The following is a 24,326-nucleotide window of genomic DNA, read 5'->3' on the forward strand; positions in this document are numbered from 1 at the left end:
TCCTGCCACCGGAGCGCGGTGGTCGGGTGGTCTTCCACAGTCGACGTCGCCGCGGCAGGTGCGCGTCAGTCCGTCGCGCCCTTCGGCGGGTCGACGAGCAGCGACACCCGGTCGGCGAGGTAGCCTTCGAGCGGGACCGCGTCGCCCGCCGTGGGGGACCACCGGACGAACGGCTCGTCGCCGTCGACGAACAGCACGCCGCCGGACCCGACCAACGTCTCGTCGAGCGGGATCGGCGTCGCGCTGTGGTTCACGGTGTCACCCGGCGCGAAGTGCCCCTTCTGCGCGGCCGCACGGTACGCCCGGCGCACCTCGGCCGACACCGAGACGAACTGCGACCGCCCGGGCTCGGTGACGCGCGTGATGCGACCGGTCGCCCACACCCGCCCGGCCGTCTCCGGTGACGAACCCAGGAGCAGCGCGCCGACCCGCCACACCCGCCCGAGCGAGCGGATCGTGGGGTCGCGCCGGATGCCGAGGAGGGCCTTGGGTTCGGTGTACTCGCCGAGCGCCTCGTCACGGGCGTCGGCTGCGTCGAGCGCCCGTGCAGCGTCGTCGAGGAGCGCCTTCGCCCGAGCCACGCCCTCCGTCACGGCTCCCGAGCGTAGCCCCGCCGACCGGGACCCGGCACCCGGTGCCCGTCACACCGCGCAGCGTGGCCGCTGGAATGCGACCCCACCCCCTACCGTTGCACCGACCGGAAACGAGGAGGGCCCATGGGCATCGTGCGCTGGCTGTTCGACGCGCAGATCGTCATCGGTGACCAGACGGTGCTCTGGCGCGAGGTGATCGGCAACGTCTTCGGTCTGCTCAGCGCCCTCGGTGGGATGCGCCGGAAGATCTGGGCGTGGCCCGTCGGCATCCTCGGCAACGCCCTGCTCTTCACCGTGTTCATGGGCGCGCTGTTCGACACCCCGAACCCGGTGAACCTGCTCGGTCAGGCGGGACGCCAGATCATGTTCATCATCGTGAGCGTCTACGGCTGGTACCGCTGGACGCACCGCCCCGCGGAGGCGACCACCGTGATCGACCCGCACTGGGCCTCCTGGCGGACCCGCGGACTGTTGGTCCTGGGGATGGTGGGCGGCACCGCGATCCTGACCCCGCTGTTCCGCGCCCTCGGCTCGTACGAGCCGGTGTGGAGCGACGCGTGGATCTTCGTCGGTTCCCTGCTCGCCACCTACGGCATGGCCAAGGGGTGGGTCGAGTTCTGGCTCGTCTGGGTGGCCGTCGACCTGGTCGGCGTGCCCCTGCTGTTCTCCGCCGGCTACTACGCGTCCGGGCTGATGTACGTCTTCTACGGGGTGTTCACACTGACCGGGTTCTTCGTGTGGAAACGTCAAAACACCGTACGTAAGCCGCATCCCGAAACGGTCGGTGCCTAGGGCATCCACGCGGGAGTGAGGGGGTTGGTCGTCACCCTCTGACCGGCCGTCGGCCATGACCCATCCGCCCCTCCAGCGGCCCGCAGTGTAAGTCTCGACGTCACTCCGGAGCTCGCGCCCTACCACATTTACGCGATGGTCATCTAGTCAACTAGCGAAATGCCTGGTCAGCGGCGGGTGCTTCCGGGGCCGCGACACGCCGATGGCGCTCGCCCCACAGGTGTGGAGAGAACTTTCCACAGGGTGTGGAGGAGTGTCGGTGGCGGGGGCTACACTGGCGGATTCATGGGCCTACCCCGAGTGTTCACTCTGTGGACGGCGTTGTGAAGAACTACACGGCTGTAACACTTTCTCTTGTGGCCGCCGCTGGTGTCCGGTCCCAGATGTAGTATCGAGATACCAGAACGGCCCCGCCTCACCGAGGTGAGGACGGGGCCGATCTGTCTTTGCAAACCCGCGACGACCGCGCCCTAGGAAAGTTCGGTCCGTCGCTCCAGAGTTAGGAACAGCAGTGTACGCAATCCCGTTCGACCCTTGGGTCTCTCCGTCCGTCAAGACTACACGCTTCTCTACGGTTTACACGGCCGTGTTGCGTACCGGTCTTACGATCCGTACTGCGGCTACGTGGTTCACGTCCGTGATTTCTGCCATCGGGTTCATCCGGTCGGTCTACGAAGCGTTCGACTGGCTCCACAGCATCGGAGTCCTCTGGTAACGCCTTACAGTACGGACCAGCGCCCCCGGCCTCACGGTCGGGGCGCTGTCACGTGCACAGGGACGCCCCCGGGGTGAAGACTCTCCCGAAAGGAAGGGACCCGGGGCATGGTCAGGATGACCAAACGTCATCATGCAGGACCGAGGTAGCTGAAGGAAGTACCACGGTTGCCGGTCGTGACCTGGACGTTGCTAGCCCCGGCCTTCCGCTAGCGCCCGCGTGCGGGCAAGCTGCCGGTCTATACCTTCGGCGTTGTCCACCGACTGACGCACGTACAGGGCAGCTCATTCATGCGGTCGTCCTACGTTTCCGGGTCTGGATGCGCCAGCGGACCAAGCCGCCGGCCGCGCCGGTGACGGTGGGCTGACCGCCTGGAGGCACGGCTCGCGTCCGCCACGGACGCCGGCTCCTGTTGCGGCGATCGCGACACCCCCGCTCGGGTTGCAGACATCTGCTCACTCTTCGGGTGAGATGGGCGGATGACCGACCAGCACGCGGCCGCACTCGAGGACGAACAGTCGCTCGCCGAGCGGATCGTCCGGGGCGCCATCCGCGCCTACCGGCTGCACCCCTTCGACCAGGTCGACGCCACCGTCGTCGCCGACGTGGCGGGCGTCCCCATGGAGGAGGTCGCCCGCGTCTTCCCCACGTGGGACGCGCTGCTCCTCGTCACCTACGACCGCTGGACGCAGCTCCGCGGCACACGGCGGAACGTCCAGCCGACGTGCACGATCGAGCACGTGCGGATGACCCTCGCCGAGGACGTCGCCGACCCGGGGCTCGTCCGGGTGCTCGCGGGCGTGATCAACGTCGCCGCCGCCGAGTCCGGGTTCGCCGAGCTGTTCCGGAAGCGCTTCGAGGAGTACGTGGGGGAGCTGACCGCCGGCCTCCAGCGCGACTTCGACGCCGAGACCGAGCGGTCCGTCGTACCCGCGGACGTCGCGGCCACCCAGTTGCTCGCCGTCTACGAGGGCCTGCAGATCCAGATGCTCGTGCGGCCCCACGTCGACGTCCTCGTCGAGTACGACCGTGCCGTCCGGACCCTGCGACAGGGGTGGCAGCAGCGCGCGGTGCCGGCGTGGGACCTCGACGCGCCCTCGGCGGTGGCGGCTCCGGGTGCGGTGCCGGGCGCCGGTGCTGCGCCGGTCTCACCGCCGACGGTCACCGGGCTGCCGGTCGTCCCCGACGCCACGACGCGATCTGCCTGAGCGTCACCTTCGACCCGTACTGCGCGACCGAGTGCCGGAACAGGTACTCCGCGAACCACAACAACACCGCCGCGACCACCCAGACGATGACGATGCAGACGATCGACTCGGTGACGCTCAGCGAGCCGACGGCGTTGCGGACCATGGCGGTCACCGGGGTCAACGTCGGGAAGTACGTGAAGAACGCCGCGACCGGCGAGGTCGGGTTCGTCACCACGAAGAACACCGCGTAGACGGGGATGATCAGGGCGAAGATCGCGGCGGACTGCAGCGACGAGGCGTCCTTGATCGACGGCACGGCGGCGCCGACGGCGACGAAGAGCCCGGAGGCGAGCAGGACCCCGCCGACGAGCAGGAGTGCCCCGACGAGCATCCGCCACGGATCGACGACGATCCCGCCGAGTCGCGATGCGAACAGTGGCAGGGCGACGGCGAACGTCACGAGTCCGGGGAGCAGGAACACCCCGATCTGCACCAGCCCGACGAGCAGCATCGCGACGACCTTGCCGCGGATGAGGTCACCCGCCGTCACCGTCGTGAGGATCATCTCGGAGATCCGGTTCTCCTTCTCCTCGACGACCACGGTCACCATCCGGGCGGCGAGCAGGATCACCAGCCCGAAGAACGCGGCCGCGTAGAGCGCCGGTGGCAGGACCGACAGCCACCCCGGGGCGACGGCTCCGTCGGCGTAGGTGGTGACGTCGGCGGACGGCGGGTTCCGGAGGAGCTGCACCGCCTGCGGGTCGTCGACCGAGGCAGCGACGCTCTGCTCGACCACGCGCTCCGCCAGCGACGAGTACCGCCCGTTGCCGAACAGCCCCCGGTCGGCGGCGTCCACGCGGATCGACGAGGTCGCCGGTGACTCGGGGAACTCGATGAACGCGTCGAGCCGCCCCTCGCGGACCGCTGCACGGTCGGCTGCGGCGTCGGTCGACGGCGTCCCGCCCCACTTCTCGGCGACCTGCTCGGACACGAGACCCGACTGGTCGACGTAGCGGAACGGGGTCTTCGTCGCCGAACTGCTCGACACGACGGAGTCGGCGCCCGCGGACTGGCCGAGTCCGACGAGCAACGTGACGAGCACGATGACGATCGGTAGCGCGAGCGTGCCGATCCAGAACGCGGGCTTCTTGACCGCGCGGACGAACTCGAAGCGGACGACCGTGCCGAGCCGGCTCATGCTGCTGCTCCTGCCGTGGGTTCGTCGGCGACCAGGTCGGCGCCGGCGTCGTGCCCGTACACCTGCACGAAGATCTCGTCGAGGGGGATGCGGCGCATCTCGAACCCCGTCACGTGGGCGCCCGACCCGACGAGCGAGGCCAGGATGTCCGAGCCGTCCGCCGCGGCCGCGCGAGTCGGGACGAGGTACGCGATGTGCCCCTCGTGCCGGGCGAGCCGGTACAGCGGCGATGGTGGCACCGATCCGTCGAGGCCGACCTTCGCGACCGCACCGCCGAAGGCGTCCTGCACGTCCGGGATCGTCCCGTACGCGGCGGCGGCACCGTCCTTGAGCAGGAGGATCCGGTCGCAGAGCCGCTCGACCTCGTCCATGTGGTGCGTGACGAGGACCACCGTCGCACCGTCGGCCTTCCGCTCGTCGACCAGGTCCAGCAGCAGCCGGCGGTTGACCGGGTCGAGGCCCTTGGTCGGCTCGTCGAGGATGAGCAGGCGCGGCCGGTCCATGATCGTGATGCCGAGCTGCACCTTCTGCTGCTGCCCGCCGGAGAGCTTGTCGACCCGGAGCTTCGCGCGGTCCGCGAGTCCGACCCGCTCGAGGTACTCGTGGCTCCACGCCGTGGCCTCGTGCCGGCCCAGTCCGCGGAGCTGCCCGAAGTACGTCATGACGTCGATCACGGACTCCTTGCGGTAGAGCCCGCGCTCCTCGGGGAGGTACCCGATCCCGCCGGTCGCCGGCTTGTAGGCGTGCCCGTCGATCGTGAGCGTGCCGGAGGTCGGGGTCGTGATGCCGAGCAGCGCCCGGATGGTGGTGGTCTTGCCGGAGCCGTTGCTGCCGAGCAGGCCGAAGGTCTCTCCGGGGGCGATGTCGAACGACAATCCGTCCACCACGGTGCGGTCCCCGAACCGCATCACGAAGTCCCGCACCTCGATGCTCGCCCCACTCATGCCGCCGACCCTACCGGCGCTGGCTCGACGACAAGTACTTGCCAATCCGGAAAGTACTTGCGAAGATGGAGACCGGAGAGGGGAACCCATGACCGAGATCCAGCCGACCGAGGCCCGTGCGCTCCTGATGCGGGCCGATCGACTCGCCCGCCACGCGCACGACGCCGTCCGGTGGCCCTACGTGACCTTCATCGTGGCGCTGGGGGGCACGACGTCGCTCGGCACCTTCGCGATGGGGCTCGGCACCGGGCGGGCGTTCGGCGCCGCGTACTTCGGCACCATCACCGTGGTCATGGTGCTCGTGCTGTGGTTCACCATCGCCATCCGCGGCCGCTCGGCGTTCGCACGTGGGCGCCGGTGGAGGACCTACATCGCGGCGTGGACGGTCACGTACTGCGCCGCGATCGCCGTCGTCGCGTGGGTGCACGGCTCGGTGCTCTGGTCTGCCGTGACGTCTGGCGCGGTCCTCGTCGTCGCACTCGCCTGTGCCGCCTGGGAGTCGCGGTCGTGACCACCACCGACGGCACGCACCCGCGGCACCGGCTCGACGACCTCCTGCAGAATCCGGTCCGGTTCTCGGTCGTCGCGGCGCTCGACCACGCCGGCACGCTCGGCTTCCGCGAGGTCCGGGACGCCGTCGAGGTCACCGACTCGGCGCTGAGCAAGCAGGTGAGCGCACTCGAGGCCGCTGGGTACGTGTCCGTCGCGAAGGGCTTCGTGGGGAAGACGCCGCGCACGTCACTGACGCTCACGCGAGCGGGCCGGGCGGCGTGGCGCGCCCACCTCGCAGCGTTGCGGGAGATCGCCGGACCGCCGGACGCGGATCGCTGACGCGACCCCTGACGGACTGGAGGCACGGTGCCTGCCCGCACCGTGCCTCCAGTCCGTCACCTGGTCGCGTCGACGACGCGCCTTCCGTCAGGAACGCAACCAGGCCGTCCCCACACCCGACAGTGCGCCGTCTGCCACCGGCGCCGAGGCGAGCAGGAGCTCGCCGGAGGGGAGGTCGTACGGCTCGTCGCCGAACACCGTGACGCTCGTCCACCCGTTCGGACGGCGGAACGCCAGGACGTCGTCGCGGCCGGTCTCGAGCCACTCGAGGTGCTCCTCGGACTGCAGCTGCCCGCGGAGCCCGAGGGCCTTCCGGTAGAGGTTCAGCGTCGAGTCGGGGTCGGCGTCCTCCGCCTCGACCGACACCGCGGCGAACCACGCCGGCTGCGGGAGGTGCGAGCCGCCGGGGCCGAAGCCGAAGCTCTCGCCCGAGGTCGTCCACGGGATCGGGACACGGCAGCCGTCGCGGCCGACGTCGACGCCCGGGTTCCGGAAGAACGACGGGTCCTGACGCTCGGCGTCGGGGATGTCACCGACCTCGTGCAGGCCGAGCTCCTCGCCCTGGTACAGGTACGCGGAGCCGGGCAGCGCGAGTTCGAGCAGCGTCGCCGCACGGGCGCGACGGAGGCCGAGGTCGCGGTCGAGGGCCTCCTGCGACCCGCCGGCGAGCAGCCAGGCCGAGCCCTGCTTCTCCTCGGCGCCGTTCCGGGCCGGGAGTGCGTAGCGGGTGGCGTGGCGGACGACGTCGTGGTTGGAGAACACCCACGTCGTCGAGGACCCGGACTGCTCGGCGAGCCCCAGGTTGAACTCGATGATCTCCCTGAACGAGCCGGCGTCGAAGTCGGCCTCGAGCAGGTCGAAGTTGAACGCCTGTCCGAGCCCCTCGGCGCTCGCGTAGCGAGCACGGCGGTCCGCGGCGACCCAGGCCTCGGCGACCGCGGTGCGGGCCGGGGTGTACTCCTCGAAGACCTGCCGCCACTCGGCGTAGATCTCGTGCACGTCGTCGCGGTCCCAGAGGATGTGCTGGCCGTCCTTCGGGCTCGCGAGCACCTCGGCCCAGCTCGGCAGGTCGCCTTCGGGCAGGTCCTTCGCCAGACCGTGCGCCACGTCGATCCGGAAGCCGTCGACACCGCGGTCCGACCAGAAGCGGAGGGTGTGCAGGAAGTCGTCGCGGACCTCCCGGTTCGCCCAGTTCAGGTCGGGCTGCTCCTTCGCGAAGTTGTGCAGGTACCACTGGCCGTCGCCGACCGCGGTCCAGGCCGGCCCGCCGAAGATCGACACCCAGTCGGCGGGGGCTTCCTCGTCGGAAGGCCCGCTGCCGTCGCGGAAGACGTACCGGTCACGGGCCGCGCTGCCCTTCGGCGACGCGAGGGCCTCGCGGAACCACTCGTGCCGGTCGCTCGTGTGGTTCGGCACGACGTCGACGATGACGCGGATGCCGGCAGCGTGCAGCGCCGACACCATCTCGTCGAAGTCGTCGAGGGTACCGAGCCGCGGGTCGACGTCGCGGTAGTCGTCGACGTCGTAGCCGCCGTCGGCGAGGGCGGACGGGTAGAACGGGCTGAGCCAGACCGCCTCGATGCCGAGCGACGCCAGGTACGGCACGCGCGACGTCACGCCGGGCAGGTCGCCGATGCCGTCGCCGTTCGCGTCCGCGAAGGAGCGGGGGTAGATCTGGTAGACGCTCGCCTGGCGCCACCAGGTCTCGGCGTCGGTGGAGGCTGCGGGCTGGACGAGCGTGTCGGTCACGTCGGGCCTTTCGTTGTTCGTGCGGGTGGTGGTCGTCGTGTCGGTCACTTGATCGCGCCCTGCGTGACCCCGGCCATCACCCAGCGCTGCGTGAACAGGTAGACGATGATCGCCGGTGCCATCGCCATCAGGTACGAGGCGAACGACACGTTGTAGTTGTTGCTGAACTGCGTCTGGAACATCTGCTGCAGCACCGGCAGGGTCTGCAGGGCCGGGTCGGACGTGATGAGCGACGGCATCACGAAGTCGTTCCACGACGCGAGGAACGCGAAGATCCCGACGGTCGCGCTCATCGGGGCGAGGAGCGGGAACACCAGCCGCCAGAACACCTGGCCGGTGCTCGCGCCGTCGATGCGGGCGCTCTCCTCGAGCTCCGCGGGGATCGACCGCAGGAACGCCGTGAAGAGCAGCACGCTGAACGACAGCTGGAACATGACGTGCAGGATCGCGACGCCGAACGGGTTGTCCAGTCCCGCCAGGCCGGTGAGCTTCACCTGCGACAGCGCGAGCACCGGGAACGGCAGGAACATCGCGGCGAGCAGGTAGAAGAACGACCAGCGGAACAGTCGGCGCTCCCAGTTGCGGGCGATCGCGTACGCCGTGAACGAGGCGAGCAGGATCGTCCCGACGACGGTGATCGCGGCGACGAGCACGGAGACGCCGAACGCGCGCGGGAAGTCCGTGAGCTCCCAGGCCTGCACGAAGCCGTCAACGCTGAACGGTGCCGGCAGCGAGAACGCGTTGCCGTCGACCGCCTGCGAGGTCGTCTTGAACGCCATCGTGATCGTGACGTACAGCGGGACGAGCACGGACAGGGCGCAGAGGACGAGGACGATCGTCACGGGCCAGTTGAAGCGCTCGCCACGACGTCCGGCGTTCCGGTCGGCGTCGACGGAGCGGATGGAGCCCGTCGCGGTGGTCCCCGGCCGCAGGGGTGCCTGCATGGTCATCAGAGCGCTGCCTTCCCGCGGGTCGCCCGCAGCTGGATCACGGCGATCACGACGGCGATCACGAAGAAGATCGTCGCGTTCGCCATCTGGTAGGCGTAGTCGCCGCCGTTGAAGCCCTTGAAGATGGACATCGCGACGCTGGTCGTCGAGGTGCCGGGGCCGCCGTCGGTGAGGCCGACGATGATGTCGTACGAGTTCAGGAAGTTCTTGAACCCGATGATGAGGTTGATGAGGATGTAGCCCGCCGTGAGCGGCGCCGTGATCGACACGAGCTGTCGCCAGGCGCTCGCACCGTCGAGGGCCGACGCCTCGTAGACCTCACCCGGGATCGACAGGACGCCGGCGATGTAGATGAGGAGCGTCGAGGGGATGGCCTGCCACGCGGTCACGATGACGACCGCGACCCACGCGAGGTCCGGGTTCGCGAGGATGCTCTGCTCGAGCGGCGCGAACCCGAGGGCGGTCGCGAGCGCCGGCAGGCTGTTCGCGAACAGGAACGAGAACACGTAGGCGATGACGATCCCGGAGATCACCATCGGCAGCACGAAGACGGCTCGGAGCGCGATCTTGCCGCGGACCTTCGAGGTCAGGGCGATCGCGAGGAGGAACGCGAGCGCGTTGACGACGAGCACCGTGACGAGCGAGAACCCGATCGTGAACAGGTACGCCTGCAGGATCGCCGGGTCGCTGAACACGGCGACGTAGTTCGTCAGGCCGATGAACCGGAAGTCCCCGAACCCGACGGAGTCGGTGAAGCTCAGGACGATGCCCATCACCGCGGGGAGCGTGATCGCCAGCGTGAAGAGCAGGAGGGTGGGGATCAGGAAGACGAGGAAGAGCGGGTCGACCCGGCCCGGCTTCGTGCGCGGTCCGGTGCGACCGGCCTGGAGCCGCGGTGCGGCTCCGCCCCGTCGGCGGCAGCCCGCCGTCGTGACGGATTCTGTCGTGGTGGTGGCCAAGGTCGTGTCTCCTTACGCGGCCGTGCGGAGCGCGAGACGCGCCCAGTCGCCGTCGAGGGTGCGGAGTTGCGGAGCGGGGGCACCGCCGAAGGCGATGGACTGCAGGTAGTTCGCCACCGGGATCTCGGCGGGGATGAGCTGCGAGGCCCCGAGGTAGAAGTCGGCCGCGTCGTAGGAGTCCTGCATGCCGCGGAGCGCCGGGTTCGACGCCGGCGGGGAGTCCTTGCGGACACCGAAGCCGTTGTTGTCGGCGTTGTACTTGTCGTTCACCGCCGGGCTCATCAGGAACGACAGGAACTCGCGTGCGGCCTCCTGCTTGCGGGAGGCCTCCGGGATCCAGAGTCCGAGGTCGACGTTCACGCGCACCTTGTTGTCCGCGGCGTCGTCGGTCGCGGGGAACGGGAACGTGCCGAGCTCGATGTCCCCGTTGGACTTCGCGATCTCGCCGAGGGCCCACGGGCCCTGCAGGTACATCGCGGCCTTGCCCTGCGCGAACGCCAGGTTGCCGTCGCCGTACCCGCGGCTCGCGGCGCCCTGCTGGTGCCACTGCAGCAGGTCCACCATCCGGTCGACCGGTGCGGCGAAGTCCTTCTCGAACGAGACGCGCGAGCCCTTCCCGACCTTCGTGCCCTCGCGGTCGAGTGCCGCGAAGGTGCTCCCGAGGTCGAGCATGCCGCCCACGGAGTAGTCGAACATGCCCTGGGCGATCGTCCAGTTGTCCTTGTACGTGCCGTACATCGGGGTGATGCCGGCCTTCGTGAGGCGCTCGCACACGTCGCGGAACGCGCTCCACGTCGTCGGGACCTCGATGCCCTGGTCGGCGAAGATCCGCTTGTTGTAGATCACCGATGCGGCGGTCACCGAGTACGGCAGGACGCTCGTGCGGCCCGGGTAGTCCGCTGTCTGCTGCATCAGCGGCCACAGGTCCGGGTTGATGGTGTCCTTCTCGGGCAGGTCCGCCAGGTCGGTGAGCGCGCCGTGCTCGACGAACGAGACCATCGCGTAGTTGTAGTTCAGGCAGCCGAGGTCCGGCGGCCGGTTCCGGACGAAGTTCGCGGACATGTTCGACGTCGAGTCGCGGATGACCCGGATCTTCGACTGGCTGTCGTGGAACTTCGCGATGACGTCGTCGAAGTAGCCGATGACCTCGGGCTTCGACACGTAGAACGTGATCGTCTCGGGGCGTGCGCTCGATCCTCCGAGCGGTGCGCACCCGGCGAGGGCGAGGCCCGCACCGATGCCGCCGGCGCCGAGCAGGAAGGACCTCCGGCTCACCGCGGCGGCCGTGCCCTTCGTGGCGTGTGGTTGCACGTCGTCTCCGTCCGCACGGACCCGGCGTCCCTGCCGTTCCGTGTCGCGGAGCGGCTTCGGTGTCGCCCCGCAGGACTAAATCTAGCGAGAAAATCTAATCGTGCAAGCAACTCGTTCCGCGGTAGTGTTCCGACCATGCCGCCGTCGCGAGGATCGAGTGCCGAGGTCGTCCTCGCGTACGCCTTCGCCTCCGGCGCGTTCACGGCGACGGAGGCGATCGCGGGGACGGGGCTGACCCGTTCGACGGTGCTCGCCGCGTGCGACGAACTCGTCCAGCTCGGCTGGCTGCGGGCGCTCGACGACGCCCGTGCGGCGGGGGAGTACCGCAAGGGCCGTCCGGCGCGCCGGTACGCGCTCGACGACGACGCAGGGGTGCTCGTCGGCGTCGACGCCGGTCAGCACCGGGTGTCCGTCGCGGTCGCCGACCTCCGCGGTGCCGTCCGTGGCCGCGCGACCACGTCGCTCGGGGACACCGGTCTCGACGTCGCGGTGCGACTCGGCGCGGTGCGGGACGCGGTGTCGGCGGCGCTCGCCGACGCCCGGGTGGGCGCGGACCGGGTGCTCGTGGTCGTCGTGGGGATCCCGGCACCGGTCGACGTGCGCGGTGCCTCGCCGCGCGACGACGGGTACTGGGACCGGATGAACCCGGGGTTCGGTGCGCTCCTCGGGCACGGACGCCTCGTGGTCGAGAACGACGCGAACCTCGCCGCCCTCGCGGAACGTCCGTCCTCCGGCGACGCCTCCTTCGCCGCGCTGCTCTCGGGTGAGCGGTTCGGCGCCGGGATCGTCGTCGACGGAGCGCTGCTGCGGGGAGCACGTGGCGGAGCGGGTGAGATGCGTGTGCTCGACCTCGTCGACGGCGTCGGCTCCCCGGAGGGCATCGGTGCGACCGCGCGCCTGCTCGTGGCCGAGGCTGCCGACCGGATCCCGCCGGGGTCGCTCCTCGCCGGGCGGAACGGTTCGGAGCGCCTGTTCGAGGCCGCGGCGCTCGGCGACCCCGTCGCGGTCGAGGTCGTCGACCGCCTCGGGGACCGGCTGGCCCGGGTGAGCGTGCTCCTCGCGAGCCTGCTCGACATCGACCGGGTGGTCGTCGCCGGCGCGATCGCGGACGCGGTCGGTCCCGTGCTCGACCGGGCTCGGGTGCACCTCGCCGACTGGGACTACGACCCGGTCCCGGAGCTCGTCGCCTCGAGGCTCGGGGCCGACGTCGTCGTGCTCGGCGCCGTCGCCCTGGCGCTCGACGAGGTCCGGTCGGACCCGCTCGCGCTGTCGCTCCCCGTCGCCGCCTCGCTCAGCGCTCCCCTGGCAGTGGGATGACCGTCCCGTCGTCCCACGGTTCCGCCCACCCCAGTCGGTCGAACAGTGCGTCGAGCAACATCGCCGTGAAGCCCCACACGGTCTCCGTCCCGTGCTCCGCGTCGAGGGTGAACGCCGGTCCACGCCACTCCTGACCGTCCCGTCGGATCACGGTCACGCCGCGGTGGCCCGGGTCGAGGAGGTCGGCGACCGGTGCCCGGAAGACGGTCGCGGACTCCCGCTCGTCGACGACCCGCACGGGCGAGGGAGACCGCCACCACGCGAGGACCGGTTCGACGAGGTGGTTCGAGAACGCGAGCGGTACGGCGGGGAGCACCCCGAGCACGTCGACGCCCGCGGGGTCGAGCCCGGTCTCCTCGTGCGCTTCACGGAGGGCGGCGTCCGCGGCGTCGGCGTCGCCCGCGTCGATGCGCCCCCCGGGGAAGGCGACCTGGCTCGGGTGTGCCCGGAGCGTGTCCGCGCGCCGGAGGAGCAGGACGTCGAGGTCGTCCGACACCCTCGGTACCGACGCGGTGCGGTCGCTCGGACGGTCGTCCAGGACGCCGAAGAGCATGAGGACGGCGGCCCGTCGTGGTGACGGCAGGGCCGGGAGCGTCGGCACGAGTGGTGCGGTGGTGTCCCGACCGACCGTCGCCAGCGCTGCCCGTGCCTGCTCGTCGCTCACGTCCCCACCCTAGGCGGACGGTGCGGCCGTGGCGTCCGGGCCGGCCAGGACGACGACCTTGCCGGCGATCCGACCGGCGGCACCCTCGGCGTGCAGTGCCGGCAGGTCCGCGAGCGGGATGCGTCGCGTCACCTCGACGTGCAGCTCGCCGGCGTCGACCAGGTGGACGAGTTCGGTCAGGCGCTCTCGGTCCGGCTGCACGAACACCGTGGCCGCCCGGACGTCACGATCGTCGTCGCCCGGGGTGGCTATGAACGCCGTCGTGCTCACGACCGTGCCGCCGTCGCGGACGAGGGCGACGAGGGCGGCGAACCGCTCCGGGTCGAGCGGCGCGAGGTTGAGCAGCACGTCGACCTGGCCGTCCACCGCGGTGAGCAGGTCCTGTTCCGTGTGGTCGACGACGACGTCCGCCTCCGCGGCCCGCACGGCTTCTGCGCTCCGCGGGCTCGCCGTGGCGATGACCTCGACGCCCGCGCGCTCGGCCAGTCGGACGGCGTACTTCCCGACGACCCCGCCGGCGCCGACGATCAGCAGGCGCTGGCCGGCGGACAGGTGACCGTCGTCGAAGAGTGCCTGCCACGCCGTGAGTGCCACGGAGGGCAGTGCTGCCGCGTCCGCGAGCGGGATGCTCGTCGGGGCGGCGACGAGCGACTCCGCCGGTGCGAGGACGAACTCGGCCGCGCCGCCGTCCCGCTCCATCGGGAGGAACCCGACCACGGCGTCACCGACCCGCAGGTCCGTGTCACCCGGTCCGACCTCCTCGACCGTGCCGGACACGTCGTACCCGGGGACGTGCGGCAGGACGACCGGGATCGGGAGGAAGCCGCCCCGCATCCCGTTGTCCGCGGCGTTGTAGGCCGACGCGGCGACCCGCACCAGGACCTCCCCGGCACTCGGCACCGGCCGCTCGACGTTCTCGACCCGCAGGACCTCGGGTCCGCCGACCTCGTGGAAACGCACTGCTCGCATGGTCTTGCCCTTCGTTGGTGGAACCTCATGTGCTTCGAATTCGAAGCATCTACCGAGGACGCTACCACTGCTTCGAATTCGAAGCAACAGGTAGGATGGGGTCATGACCGGATCCGAGCCGCGCACGAACCTCGACGCCAGTGAGCTCCGGGCGTACTTCGCCCTGATCGAGGTCGGGAACCTGGTGCGGCACGCGGTCGAGCAACAGCTCCGCGATGCGGGCGACCTCAGTTACGTGCAGTTCCAGTTGCTCGCCACCCTCGGCGACGCTCCGGGTGGGAGTCGGCGGATGACCGAGCTGGCCGACGGCGTGGTGATCAGCCGGAGCGGCCTGACGTACCAGGTCGGACTGCTCGAACGGGACGGTCTCGTCCACCGCGAGCAGGCACCGGACGACGACCGCGGCGTCACGGTCACCCTCACCGAGGCCGGGCGGGTGAAGCTGGGCGCGGTCTTCCCCGGGCACGTCGCGCTCCTCCGGGAACTCGTCTTCGACGCGATCGGCCCGCGCGACGTGGAGGACCTCGGCCGGGTGCTCGGCGTCGTGCGCGACCACCTGCGCACCGTGCCGCCGCGCTCCGCGAAGCCCCGTCGCCGCCGCGGTCCCGCCACCGGCTGAACGGTCTCGCAGGGGCGTTGACAGCCCGTCCTCGGAGTGGAACCCTGCTGGATGTTGACGTTGCCATGGCGGAAGGGACCCGCCACGGCAGCCGTCCACTCCGGCACCGCGACGACGCCGTGCCGCTGCAACGGAGCAGACAGGGAGCACGCAGACATGCACGCACCGACCACCCGGCGGGGACGCCTCCTCGCCGCGACCATCGCCGCTCTCGCCGGCGCCACCGCACTCGCGCTCGCGAGCCCGGCGGTCGCGGACGCGGCCCCGGCCCCCGCGGCGACAGCGCACCGGGGACCCGTGCCGGCGCTCGACCCGACGCAGTTCCACGGTGTCAACTGGGCCGACCCGAGGGACAACTACGCGAACGGCCCGGTCGTCCTCTCCGGGCTCTCGACGAGCGACGACTACCGCACCGTGTACCGCACGTCCGAGCGGATCATCCAGGGGTTCCGGAAGGACCTGGGCGCGAACACCGTCCGGATGCCGGTCAACCCGTACTCGGTCGGCACCGCCTGGTGGAACTCGTACAAGGGTGCGATCGACGCCGCGCGGCACGAGGGCTTCCGTGTCGTGCTCGGCTACTGGGAGGGCGACGGCGTGAGCAAGGACGGCAAGGTCGACGACCCGGCGGCGTGGACCGGGATGTGGGACACCCTGACCCGGACGTACGCCCGTGACCGTGGCGTGTACTTCGAGCCGATGAACGAGCCGTTCGGGTACACCGTCGACCAGTGGATCCAGGTCGCGACCGACTGGGTCGACCGCTACACCGCTCGCGGCATCCCGCGCGACCGCGTGTTCGTCAGCGGCGTCGGCTACAACGACCACGTCGACGCGGTCTGCGCCGCCCCGGCACTCGCGGGGACCTACGTCTCGCAGCACTACTACGGCTTCTGGGGCACGCACGACGCAGCCGGGTGGGCCGCCGACTTCACCTCCCGGCTCGGCGACCAGGCGTGCTCGGCCCGGACCGTCCTGGACGAGTTCGGCGTTCCGATGACGACCGGCATCGACTACCGCGGGTCCGCCACGACCGGGGACGCCGACGCCGACAACTCGGTGGCGTTCCTCCAGACGGTGACGACGATCGCCCGCGAGCGGCACCTCGGCGCGGTCTACTGGCCGGGCCTGCGCACCGACGACACCTACAGCCTCACCACGATCCAGGGCTCCGGAAAGCACCTGTCCCTCGCGGTGACGAACGACTCCGGCGTCGCGCTCCTGCACTGGGCGTGGGGTCAAGGCCGTCGCGCGCCGTTCACGGTCGGCTGACCCGGTTCGCTGACACGTCGGGCACCCGGTACGGACCGGGTGCCCGACGAGCATGATCGGGGCATGACCCGCGCGCTGCTCCTCGTCGACGTCCAGCTCGACTACTTCCCCGGCGGAGCCTTCCCGCTCGTCGCTCCGGAGGCGGCTGCCGAAGCGGCCGGCGCCGTGCTGCGGCACTTCCGCGGGGCCGGCGAGGACGTCGTGCACGTCTTCCACACCGCCACCGAGACCGACGCCGGCTTCTTCGTCAGAGGGACGCCCGGGGTGGCCTTCCACCCCGACGTCGAACCACGGGCGGGGGAGGCGGTGGTCGAGAAGCACGAGCCGAACAGCTTCCTCGGCACCGGGCTCGAGCACCTGCTCCGTGACCGAGGCGTCACGGACCTGGTCGTCCTCGGGATGATGACGAGCATGTGCATAGACTCGACCGTCCGAGCGGCGTCCGACCTCGGGTTCGCGTGCACCGTGGTGGCCGATGCCTGCGCGGCGCCGGACCTCGCGCTCGGCGACGTGACCGTCCCCGGCGCGACCGTGCACGCCGCGTTCCTGGCCGCCCTCGACGGCAGCTTCGCGACGGTGGTCCGCAGCGCCGACCTCCTCGAGCACTGACGACCCTGCGGTCGTGAACAGGTCGTCGTGCTCGACGCCGATCTCGCACACCGGGCTCTGGCGGCGCTGGAGGACGCGACCGATCGCGCCGCGGTGGACACCGTCCGTGCGGACCTCGAGGACGACCCGGCGACGCTGCCCCTCGCGGACGTCGCGCGGGAGCTCGGGATCACGCTTGCCTGACCCCGCTCCACAGCGGTACGCGGTCGAACTGACCAAGCGTGCCGCGAAGACCCTCGGGAAGCTCGATCGTCCGACGCAGCGCCGGATCCTCGCGGCGCTCGTCCTCCTGCAGTCGAATCCGCGTCCGCCCGGCATGACCGCACTCGTCGGGCGACCAGGCGAGCTCCGTGTTCGCGTGGGGGACCACCGGATCGTCCACGAGATCGTCGACCACCGCCTGGTCGCGCTCGTCCTGACGATCGGGCACCCGCGCGACGTGTACCGCTCGTCCTGACGATCGGACACCGGCACGACGTGCACCGCTGGCGCGCCGCCTGAACGCCGCCGTTGCCCGTCGGCCGGTACATTGACGCCGTGGGGAACGACGGAGACCGGGCAGCGCCCGAGCGGCACGAACCAGAGCACGACCCGTACGCGCGACGCCCCGGCTACGCGACCGGCGCCGACGGTCGCACCGACGTCTGGACGACCGCGATGGTCGCCGGCGTCGTCAGTGCCGTCGTGGTGCTGTTCGTCTCGGGTCTGGTGCACATCGAGCGGCCGATCGCCTACCCCGTGGCGATCGTGGTCGGGCTCGCGGTCTTCCTCGTCCTCCGTGCACGCCGACGAGCCGCCGACCGGCGTGCCGGCCGCGACCCGGACGAGGTGGCGAAGGCGCGGTCCGACGCCACGGCCGCGGCGAACCACGGGCGACGGTTCTTCATCGCGCAGAACCCGGTCGTCGTGATCGTGATGGGTGCGATCTTCCTCGCCCTCGCCGTCGTCGCCGCGGTCGGTGCGGAGACCGCTGGTGGGTTGGTGGTCGCAGCCGTGCTGGCCGTGAGCGCGCTGTTCTTCGTCGTCCAGGGAGCCGGCACGCTCGTGTTCCGCCGACGCGACCGAGCCGGACGCGCCTGAGGCAGTGCGGGTCAGTCCGCCGGGCTGATCATCACGGGCACGTCGGCGCCCGCGCGGTCCCCGTCGTTGCTGTGCACACCGAGGACCGCGTCTCCCGCCGGCAGGTCGTCGGGCAGGTCGAACTGACCGGCCACACGGAAGCGCGGACCCTCCGGCCTGGGCCGTCCGAGCACGACGGCCGTGCCGGTGGACGACGGCGTGATCGTGACGACGACGTCGTCCGAGGCCTGCGGCACCCCGCCGGTGTCCTCGCACGTCCGCCACATCCAGTCGACACTGAGCGCGACCTCGCCGCCCGGTCGGAGGTCCGAATCGCCGAGCCGGACCTCCTTCGCGGCACACGATCCGGCTGCGCTGCTGGCCGAGCACCCCGTGATCGAGCCGCCGAGTGCCATGAGCAGCATCCCCGCCGTGACCAGCCGTACCCGTCCCCGTCGCATGCCCCATCCCATCACGCCGCACCGGACCCGAGCGTCACGATCCGGTCAGCGCGGGATCGGCATCAACCGCTGCAGTTGGGTGACGTGGGCGGGTTCGAGTTCGTCGAGGGTGGTGACGCCGAGCAGGCGCATGGTGCGTTCGATCTGGTCGGTGAGGATCTGGATCATGCGGTCGACGCCGGCTTCGCCGCCGGCCATCAACCCGTAGAGGTAGGCGCGGCCGACCATGGTGAAGCGTGCGCCGAGGGCGATGGCGGCGATGATGTCGGCGCCGGACATGATGCCGGTGTCGAGGTGCACTTCGGTGTCGTTGCCGACTTCCTTGACGACCTGGGGCAGCAGGTGGAAGGGGACGGGTGCGCGGTCGAGTTGGCGGCCGCCGTGGTTGGAGAGGGTGATGCCGTCGACACCCATGTCGGCCAGGCGCTTCGCGTCGGCCAGGGACTGGACGCCCTTGACGACGACCTTGCCCGGCCACTGCGACCGGATCCACGCGAGGTCCTCGTAGGTGACGGTCGGGTCGAACATGTGGTCCAGCAGCTCACCGACGGTCCCGGACCACCGATCGAGCGACGCGAAGGCGAGCGGCTCGGTGGTGAGGAAGTCGAACCACCACCAGGGTCGGGGGATCGCGTTGACGACGGTCTTGACGCCGAGTTGCGGCGGGATGGAGAACCCGTTGCGCTTGTCGCGGAGCCGGGCGCCGGCGACGGGGACGTCGACGGTGACCAGCAGCGTGTCGAACCCGGCTCTGGCGGCGCGGTCGACCAACGCCATCGACTTGTCGCGGTCTTTCCACATGTAGAGCTGGAACCAGTTCCGCCCATGGGGGTTGGCGGCCTTGACGTCCTCGATCGCGGTGGTGCCCATCGTCGAGAGGGAGAACGGGATGCCGGCGCGTCCGGCGGCGCGGGCGCCGGCGCGTTCGCCCTCGGTCTGCATCATGCGCGTGAACCCGGTGGGTGCGATCCCGAACGGGAGTGCGACGTCGGCGCCGAGCACGGAGCGCGCGGTCGAGACGTGGGACACGTCGCGCAGGATCGCGGGGGTGAACTCGATGTCCTCGAACGCCTGCCGGGCACGGGCCAGGGAGATCTCGGCTTCGGCGGCGCCCTCGGTGTAGTCGAACGCGGCCTTCGGGGTGCGTCGAGCGGCGATGCTGCGCAGGTCCCAGATCGTCAGCGCGGACTCGAGGCGCTGCCGCCGACCCGGCAACGCCGGCTTCCTGAACTGCAGCAGCGGCGCCAGGTCCCGCACCTTCGGGACCCGACGTGCGACGCGGGTCCGTGCCGAGGACGCCGGACCGGTGGACGCCGCGGGTGCGCCCGTGGCGGGGTCGACGCGGTGCTGGTCGTCGGTGGTGGTCATGCGTGGCTCCTGACGATGGTGCGGTGGGGTCGGGCGTCCGAGCCCGGTGCGGGGGAGTAGCGGGTCGGTTCGACGGTGCGGGCGACGACGTCGCGGAGTGCCTCCAACGATGCACCCCCGAGCCCCGCGAGGCCGAGACTGCGCGCCTGCACGAGCACGTTGCCGAGCGCGGTCGCCTCGACGGGGCCGGCGAGGACGGGCAACCCGGTCCGGTCGGCGGTGAGCTGGCAGAGGAGACGGTTCTGCGACCCGCCGCCGACGACGTGCACGGTGTGGACGTCCTTGCCGGTGACCTCGACGATGGTCCGCAGGGTCGACGCGTACGCAGCCGCCAGGGATTCGAGGATCGACCGCACGAACTCGGCCCGGGTGGCCGGAGCCGAGAGTCCGTGCACCGAGCACCAGGCCGCGATGCGCGCTGGCATGTCGCCCGGCGCGGTGAACGACTCGTCCGCGACGTCGAAGACGGGGACCGGTGCGGTGACCTCCGCGGCGGAGGTGAGCAGTGCCTCCAGGTCGACGGCGGAGCCGTCCTGCTCCCACGTGCGGACGCTCTCGGAGAGCAGCCACAGGCCGGAGACGTTCTTGAGGAAGCGCACGCGGCCGTCCACGCCGCCCTCGTTCGTGCAGTTCGCCGCGCGTGCCGCGTCCGTCAGGACGGGGGTCTCGAGCTCGACCCCGACGAGCGACCACGTGCCGGAGGAGATGTACGCGACGTCCGCCTCCGTCGCGGGGACCGCGACGACCGCCGACGCCGTGTCGTGCGACCCGACGAGTGTGACGGGTACGCCGCCACCGAGGGACGGCAGGAGGGTGCCGAGTGGGTCGCCCGGGTCGCGGAGTGCAGGCAGCAGGTCGGCCGGGAGGCCCGTGGCGGCGACCAGGGTCGGGTCCCATCCCCGGGTGGTCGCGTCGAGCAACCCCGTGGTCGAGGCGTTCGTGCGCTCGGCGGCCTCGACACCGGTCAGCCAGTAGCCGAGGAGGTCGGGGACGAGGAGCGCCCGGTCCGCCAGGACGGCGTCGGGGTCGGCGGCGAGCTGGAAGACGGTGTTGAAGGGCAGGTGCTGGAGACCGTTGCGGCGGTACAGCTCGTCGGCGGTCACGCGGGCGTGGACGGTGTCGACGCCGTGCTCGTGGCGGGCATCCCGGTAGTGGGCGGGCAGGCCGAGCAGGCGTCCCTCGCGGAGGAGTCCGTAGTCCACAGCCCACGAGTCGATGCCGATGCTCGCCAGGTCAGCGTGCTCGGCGCGGGCCCGGCGGAGTCCGGCCACGACCTCCCGGTACAGCTCGACGACGTCCCAGTGCAGAGCGTCGCGGCCGTGCTCGTGCAGGGCGACCGGGCCGTTCGGGAACCGGGCGACGTGGTCCGTCCGAACGCCGTCCCGGTCCACGTGGCCGATGATGACCCGCCCGCTCGTCGCGCCGAGGTCGACCGCGGCGACGCTGCCGCTGTTCGTCACGGCGTGCCCTACCGCAGGAACGCCGCGGCCACGCCGGCGTCGACGGGGACGTGCAGCCCGGTGGTGTGCGAGAAGTCGGACGTGCAGATGGCGTACACGGCGTTCGCGACGTTCTCGGGGACGACCTCGCGCTTGAGGATGGTGCGCTGGGCGTAGAACTTCCCGAGGTCCTGCTCGTCGATGCCGTACGTCCTGGCCCGGTTCGCTCCCCACCCCGAGGCGAAGATGCCCGATCCGCGGACGACGCCGTCGGGGTTGATGCCGTTGACGCGGATGCCGTGCTCGCCGAGCTCGGCCGCGAGCAGCCGGACCTGGTGTGCCTGGTCGGCCTTGGTGGCGGAGTAGGCGATGTTGTTCGGGCCGGCGAAGACGGAGTTCTTGCTCGAGATGTAGACGATGTCACCGCCGAGGCCCTGCTCGATGAGGACCTTCGCCGCGGCCTTGGACACGAGGAACGACCCCTTGGCCATGACGTCGTGCTGCAGGTCCCAGTCCTGCTCGGTGGTCTCGAGCAGACTCTTCGACAGGGACAGTCCCGCGTTGTTGACGACGAGGTCGAGGCCGCCGAAGTGCAGCAGCGTCTCCTGGATCGCCTGGTCGATGGCGTCAGCGCTCGTGACGTTCGCGACGACGCCGACGGCCTGGTCCGGGCCGCCGATCTCGGCAGCGGCTTCCTGTGCCTTGCCGAGGTCGAGGTCGGCGATGACGACGGCGGCACCCTCGGCCGCGAGGCGCTTCGCGATCGCCTTCCCGATGCCGGACGCGGCTCCGGTCACGAGCGCGATCCGCGTCGCGAGCGGCTTCGGCGCGGGCATCCGCTGGAGCTTGGCTTCCTCGAGCGCCCAGTACTCGATGCGGAACTTCTCGGCCTCGTCGATGGGGGCGTAGGTGCTCAGGGCCTCGGCGCCGCGCATGACGTTGATCGCGTTGACGGTGAACTCGCCGGCGACCCGTGCGGTCTGCGCGTCCTTACCGTACGAGAACATGCCGACGCCCGGCACGAGCACGATGAGCGGGTCGGCGCCGCGGATGGCCGGACTCTCCGGGGTGGCGTGGCGGTCGTAGTACGCCTGGTAGTCCTGGCGGTACTGCTCGTGCAGCTCGTGCAGGCGGGCGGTCTGCTCCTCGATGCTCGCCGTCGCGGGCAGGTCGAGGAGGAGCGGCTTCACCTTCGTGCGGAGGAAGTGGTCCGGGCAGCTCGTGCCGAGGGCTGCCAGCTCGGGTGCCTTCTCGCTCGCGAGGAAGTCGAGGACGACGTCGGTGTCGGTGAAGCTGCCGACGACCGGCTCGTCGTGCCCCGCGATGCCGCGGATCGTCGGTGCGAGGGCAGCCGCCCGCGCACGCCGCTCGGGCTCGGGCAGCGCCTCGTACCCGGGTCGGAGGGCGCCGAACGGCTGGTCCTGCCCGTGCTCGCGGATGTACTGCTCGGCGGTGTCGATGATCCACCGCGAGTTCGCTTCGGTCTCCTCCGACGACGAACCCCAGGCGGTGATGCCGTGGCCGCCGAGGACCGTGCCGATCGCCTCGGGGTGCTGGTCCTTGATCGCGGCGATGTCGAGCCCGAGCTGGAAGCCCGGACGGCGCCACGGCACCCACACCACCTTGTCGCCGAAGATCCGCTCGGTCAGCTCCGGGCCGTCGGCGGCGGTCGCGATCGCGATGCCGGCGTCCGGGTGGAGGTGGTCGACGTGTGCGGCGTCGACGAGGGCGTGCATCGCGGTGTCGATCGACGGTGCGGCGCCGCCCTTGCCGAACAGGGTGTGGTCGAACGCGGCGACCATCTCGTCCTCACGCTCGACGCCCGGGTAGACGTTCTGCAACGCCCGGACCCGGTCGACCCGGAGGACGGCCAGCCCTGACGGCGTGAGGGTGCCGAGGTCGCCTCCGGAGCCCTTCACCCACAGCAGCTCGACCGGTTCACCCGTCACCGGGTCGGTCGCGGTGCCCTTCGCGGACGTGTTGCCACCGGCGTAGTTCGTGATCCGCGGGTCCGAGCCGAGCGCGTTCGAGCGCGCGATCAGGGAGGCGACCACCTGGTCGCCGGTCGTCTGCGTTGCGGGGTCCACCCGTGCCTCCAGGTCGTCGATCGTCATCGGTCTACGCGCCCCAGCCGGCCTGGACGCCGCCGACGCGGTCCTCGGCGATCCGCTGCTGGTAGCCGGAGTCGAGGTAGGCGCGCATGGGGTCCGTGGGGAGGCCGCGCGACTCGCGCCAGGCGGCGAGGTCGGCGCGGACGTCCGTCTGGAACGCGTCCATGAAGACCTCGTTCGCGCCGAGGACGTCGTGGGCCTCCTGCGCGGCGGTGAGCGCGACGCGGTCGAGGAGCAGCGCGCGGGCGGTCATCTCCTGCACGTTGAGCACCGAGCGGATCTGCCCGGGGATCTTGTCCTCGACGTTGTGGCACTGGTCGAGCATGAACGCGACGTCCGGGTTGTCGTACCCGCCGCCGCGGACGACCTCGACGAGGATGCGGAACAGCTGGAACGGGTCAGCCGCGCCGACGATGAGGTCGTCGTCGGCGTAGAAGCGCGAGTTGAAGTCGAAGCTGCCGAGCTTCCCGAGCCGGAGCAGCTGCATCACGATGAACTCGATGTTCGTCCCTGGCGCGTGGTGCCCGGTGTCGAGGCACACCATCGCCTTGTCGCCGAGCGCCGCGGTCTGCACGTAGCTCGTGCCCCAGTCCGGGACGTCCGTGTGGTAGAACGCCGGCTCGAAGAACTTGTACTCGAGCACGAGCCGCTGGTCGTCGTCGAGCCGGTCGTAGATCGTCGACAGGGACTCGTGCAGGCGGTCCTGGCGTTCGCGCATGTCGGCCTGGCCCGGGTAGTTCGACCCCTCGGCCAGCCAGATCTTCAGGTCTCGGCTGCCGGTGGCGTCCATCACGTCGATGCACCGGAAGTGGTGGTCGATCGCCTTCTGCCGGACGCTCGCGTCGGTGTGGGTCAGGGCGCCGAACTTGTAGTCGTCGTCCTGGAACGTGTTCGAGTTGATCGTGCCGAGGCGGACCCCGTGCTCCTCGGCGTGCCGCTTCAGGTCGGCGAAGTCGTCCACGAGGTCCCACGGGATGTGCAGTGCGACCGTCGGCGCGAGCCCGGTGTACCGGTGCACCTGCGCGGCGTCGGCGATCTTCTCGTACGGGTCGCGCGGGGTGCCCGGCGTCGAGAACACCTTGAAGCGGGTGCCGGAGTTGCCGAACGCCCAACTCGGGAGCTCGATCTGCTGCCGGGCGAGCTGGTCGGCGATGCCGGCGAAGGTCGGGGTGGATGTCATCGTGCACTTCCTCGTGACTGATTGAA

Annotated in this window: 25 protein-coding genes; 11 read left to right on the forward strand and 14 right to left on the reverse strand. The window is 70.8% G+C overall.

The features are described from left to right. Positions 1 to 65: 65 nt before the first annotated feature. A complete protein-coding gene (locus ACIPYW_RS09545; RefSeq protein ID WP_400412871.1) occupies positions 66 to 593 on the reverse strand; it encodes a hypothetical protein in 528 nt (175 codons plus the stop codon). A 123-nt stretch (positions 594 to 716) separates the two neighbouring features. Between ACIPYW_RS09545 and pnuC the strand changes: the two genes are divergently transcribed. Together pnuC and ACIPYW_RS09555 are read left to right on the forward strand one after the other, a co-directional pair. Further along, positions 717 to 1,385, forward strand: a complete 669-nt coding sequence (pnuC, locus tag ACIPYW_RS09550) for a nicotinamide riboside transporter PnuC (RefSeq protein ID WP_400412872.1) — start codon at positions 717 to 719, stop codon at positions 1,383 to 1,385. 1,194 nt (positions 1,386 to 2,579) lie between these two features. Next, positions 2,580 to 3,308 (forward strand): hypothetical protein, encoded by a 729-nt coding sequence (locus ACIPYW_RS09555; protein WP_400412874.1) that lies wholly within the window; start codon positions 2,580 to 2,582, stop codon positions 3,306 to 3,308. On the opposite strand, the gene ACIPYW_RS09560 is transcribed toward ACIPYW_RS09555, so the two are convergent. Further along, entirely contained in the window at positions 3,262 to 4,488 is a 1,227-nt protein-coding gene (locus tag ACIPYW_RS09560; protein ID WP_400412875.1) for an ABC transporter permease, read from the reverse strand. The two genes, ACIPYW_RS09555 and ACIPYW_RS09560, sit on opposite strands and share 47 nt — an antisense overlap. Continuing rightward, a complete protein-coding gene (locus ACIPYW_RS09565) occupies positions 4,485 to 5,432 on the reverse strand; it encodes an ABC transporter ATP-binding protein (protein ID WP_400412877.1) in 948 nt (315 codons plus the stop codon). Before ACIPYW_RS09565 ends, ACIPYW_RS09560 begins: the two co-directional genes overlap by 4 nt. 88 nt (positions 5,433 to 5,520) lie before the next feature. On the opposite strand from ACIPYW_RS09565, the gene ACIPYW_RS09570 reads away from it, so the two are divergent. Beyond that, positions 5,521 to 5,943, forward strand: a complete 423-nt coding sequence (locus ACIPYW_RS09570) for a chemotaxis protein CheY (RefSeq protein WP_400412878.1) — start codon at positions 5,521 to 5,523, stop codon at positions 5,941 to 5,943. Next, entirely contained in the window at positions 5,940 to 6,263 is a 324-nt protein-coding gene (locus ACIPYW_RS09575; protein WP_400412879.1) for a winged helix-turn-helix domain-containing protein, read from the forward strand. Before ACIPYW_RS09570 ends, ACIPYW_RS09575 begins: the two co-directional genes overlap by 4 nt. Before the next feature lie 87 nt (positions 6,264 to 6,350). On the opposite strand, the gene ACIPYW_RS09580 is transcribed toward ACIPYW_RS09575, so the two are convergent. Genes ACIPYW_RS09580 through ACIPYW_RS09595 form a run of 4 tightly spaced genes read right to left on the reverse strand, consistent with a single transcriptional unit; the run spans position 6,351 to position 11,232 of the window. Beyond that, positions 6,351 to 8,060, reverse strand: coding sequence for a glycoside hydrolase family 13 protein (locus tag ACIPYW_RS09580; RefSeq protein WP_400412880.1), 1,710 nt, complete (start codon positions 8,058 to 8,060; stop codon positions 6,351 to 6,353). Beyond that, positions 8,057 to 8,962: a carbohydrate ABC transporter permease gene (locus ACIPYW_RS09585; protein ID WP_290131048.1), complete on the reverse strand. Its 906-nt coding sequence runs from the start codon at positions 8,960 to 8,962 to the stop codon at positions 8,057 to 8,059. The genes ACIPYW_RS09580 and ACIPYW_RS09585 overlap by 4 nt, the downstream gene beginning before the upstream one ends. Further along, the gene (locus ACIPYW_RS09590; RefSeq protein WP_400412881.1) at positions 8,962 to 9,921 is read right to left on the reverse strand and encodes a carbohydrate ABC transporter permease; all 960 of its coding nucleotides are present in this window, start codon (positions 9,919 to 9,921) and stop codon (positions 8,962 to 8,964) included. The genes ACIPYW_RS09585 and ACIPYW_RS09590 overlap by 1 nt, the downstream gene beginning before the upstream one ends. 12 nt (positions 9,922 to 9,933) lie before the next feature. Then, positions 9,934 to 11,232 carry an ABC transporter substrate-binding protein gene (locus tag ACIPYW_RS09595; protein ID WP_400412882.1) on the reverse strand — a complete coding sequence of 433 codons (1,299 nt, stop codon included), beginning with the start codon at positions 11,230 to 11,232 and terminating at the stop codon, positions 9,934 to 9,936. A 135-nt stretch (positions 11,233 to 11,367) separates the two neighbouring features. On the opposite strand from ACIPYW_RS09595, the gene ACIPYW_RS09600 reads away from it, so the two are divergent. After that, positions 11,368 to 12,549: an ROK family protein gene (locus ACIPYW_RS09600; protein ID WP_400412883.1), complete on the forward strand. Its 1,182-nt coding sequence runs from the start codon at positions 11,368 to 11,370 to the stop codon at positions 12,547 to 12,549. On the opposite strand, the gene ACIPYW_RS09605 is transcribed toward ACIPYW_RS09600, so the two are convergent. Next, positions 12,524 to 13,213: an NUDIX hydrolase gene (locus ACIPYW_RS09605; RefSeq protein ID WP_400412884.1), complete on the reverse strand. Its 690-nt coding sequence runs from the start codon at positions 13,211 to 13,213 to the stop codon at positions 12,524 to 12,526. The two genes, ACIPYW_RS09600 and ACIPYW_RS09605, sit on opposite strands and share 26 nt — an antisense overlap. 9 nt (positions 13,214 to 13,222) lie before the next feature. After that, entirely contained in the window at positions 13,223 to 14,182 is a 960-nt protein-coding gene (locus ACIPYW_RS09610; protein ID WP_400412886.1) for an NADP-dependent oxidoreductase, read from the reverse strand. Between the two features lie 103 nt (positions 14,183 to 14,285). On the opposite strand from ACIPYW_RS09610, the gene ACIPYW_RS09615 reads away from it, so the two are divergent. The 6 genes from ACIPYW_RS09615 (at position 14,286) to ACIPYW_RS09640 (ending at position 17,762) form a co-directional block, all read left to right on the forward strand. After that, entirely contained in the window at positions 14,286 to 14,801 is a 516-nt protein-coding gene (locus ACIPYW_RS09615) for a MarR family winged helix-turn-helix transcriptional regulator (RefSeq protein ID WP_400412888.1), read from the forward strand. Between the two features lie 156 nt (positions 14,802 to 14,957). Next, positions 14,958 to 16,073 (forward strand): glycoside hydrolase family 5 protein, encoded by a 1,116-nt coding sequence (locus ACIPYW_RS09620; protein WP_400412889.1) that lies wholly within the window; start codon positions 14,958 to 14,960, stop codon positions 16,071 to 16,073. 63 nt (positions 16,074 to 16,136) lie between these two features. Further along, positions 16,137 to 16,682: a cysteine hydrolase family protein gene (locus ACIPYW_RS09625; RefSeq protein ID WP_400412891.1), complete on the forward strand. Its 546-nt coding sequence runs from the start codon at positions 16,137 to 16,139 to the stop codon at positions 16,680 to 16,682. Positions 16,683 to 16,709: 27 nt separating this feature from the next. Continuing rightward, positions 16,710 to 16,865, forward strand: coding sequence for a hypothetical protein (locus ACIPYW_RS09630; protein ID WP_400412892.1), 156 nt, complete (start codon positions 16,710 to 16,712; stop codon positions 16,863 to 16,865). After that, complete coding sequence (locus ACIPYW_RS09635; RefSeq protein WP_400412894.1) at positions 16,858 to 17,139, forward strand: type II toxin-antitoxin system RelE/ParE family toxin; 282 nt, start codon at positions 16,858 to 16,860, stop codon at positions 17,137 to 17,139. The genes ACIPYW_RS09630 and ACIPYW_RS09635 overlap by 8 nt, the downstream gene beginning before the upstream one ends. A gap of 80 nt (positions 17,140 to 17,219) precedes the next feature. Continuing rightward, positions 17,220 to 17,762, forward strand: a complete 543-nt coding sequence (locus ACIPYW_RS09640) for a hypothetical protein (RefSeq protein WP_400412895.1) — start codon at positions 17,220 to 17,222, stop codon at positions 17,760 to 17,762. An 11-nt stretch (positions 17,763 to 17,773) separates the two neighbouring features. On the opposite strand, the gene ACIPYW_RS09645 is transcribed toward ACIPYW_RS09640, so the two are convergent. The 5 genes from ACIPYW_RS09645 to rhaI are packed head-to-tail and all read right to left on the reverse strand — an operon-like array spanning position 17,774 to position 24,300. Continuing rightward, the gene (locus ACIPYW_RS09645) at positions 17,774 to 18,202 is read right to left on the reverse strand and encodes a hypothetical protein (RefSeq protein WP_400412896.1); all 429 of its coding nucleotides are present in this window, start codon (positions 18,200 to 18,202) and stop codon (positions 17,774 to 17,776) included. Positions 18,203 to 18,247: 45 nt separating this feature from the next. Beyond that, positions 18,248 to 19,570 (reverse strand): alpha-hydroxy-acid oxidizing protein, encoded by a 1,323-nt coding sequence (locus ACIPYW_RS09650; protein ID WP_400412898.1) that lies wholly within the window; start codon positions 19,568 to 19,570, stop codon positions 18,248 to 18,250. Then, on the reverse strand, positions 19,567 to 21,030 hold the full coding sequence (locus ACIPYW_RS09655) for a rhamnulokinase family protein (RefSeq protein ID WP_400412899.1): 1,464 nt from the start codon (positions 21,028 to 21,030) through the stop codon (positions 19,567 to 19,569). The genes ACIPYW_RS09650 and ACIPYW_RS09655 overlap by 4 nt, the downstream gene beginning before the upstream one ends. Before the next feature lie 8 nt (positions 21,031 to 21,038). Further along, the gene (locus tag ACIPYW_RS09660; protein ID WP_400412900.1) at positions 21,039 to 23,123 is read right to left on the reverse strand and encodes a bifunctional aldolase/short-chain dehydrogenase; all 2,085 of its coding nucleotides are present in this window, start codon (positions 23,121 to 23,123) and stop codon (positions 21,039 to 21,041) included. A 4-nt stretch (positions 23,124 to 23,127) separates the two neighbouring features. Further along, positions 23,128 to 24,300 carry an L-rhamnose isomerase gene (rhaI, locus tag ACIPYW_RS09665; RefSeq protein WP_400412902.1) on the reverse strand — a complete coding sequence of 391 codons (1,173 nt, stop codon included), beginning with the start codon at positions 24,298 to 24,300 and terminating at the stop codon, positions 23,128 to 23,130. Positions 24,301 to 24,326: the final 26 nt, after the last annotated feature.

Origin of the sequence: Curtobacterium sp. NPDC089689, from assembly GCF_044749145.1 — a bacterium.
Classification (GTDB): Bacteria; Actinomycetota; Actinomycetes; order Actinomycetales; family Microbacteriaceae; genus Curtobacterium.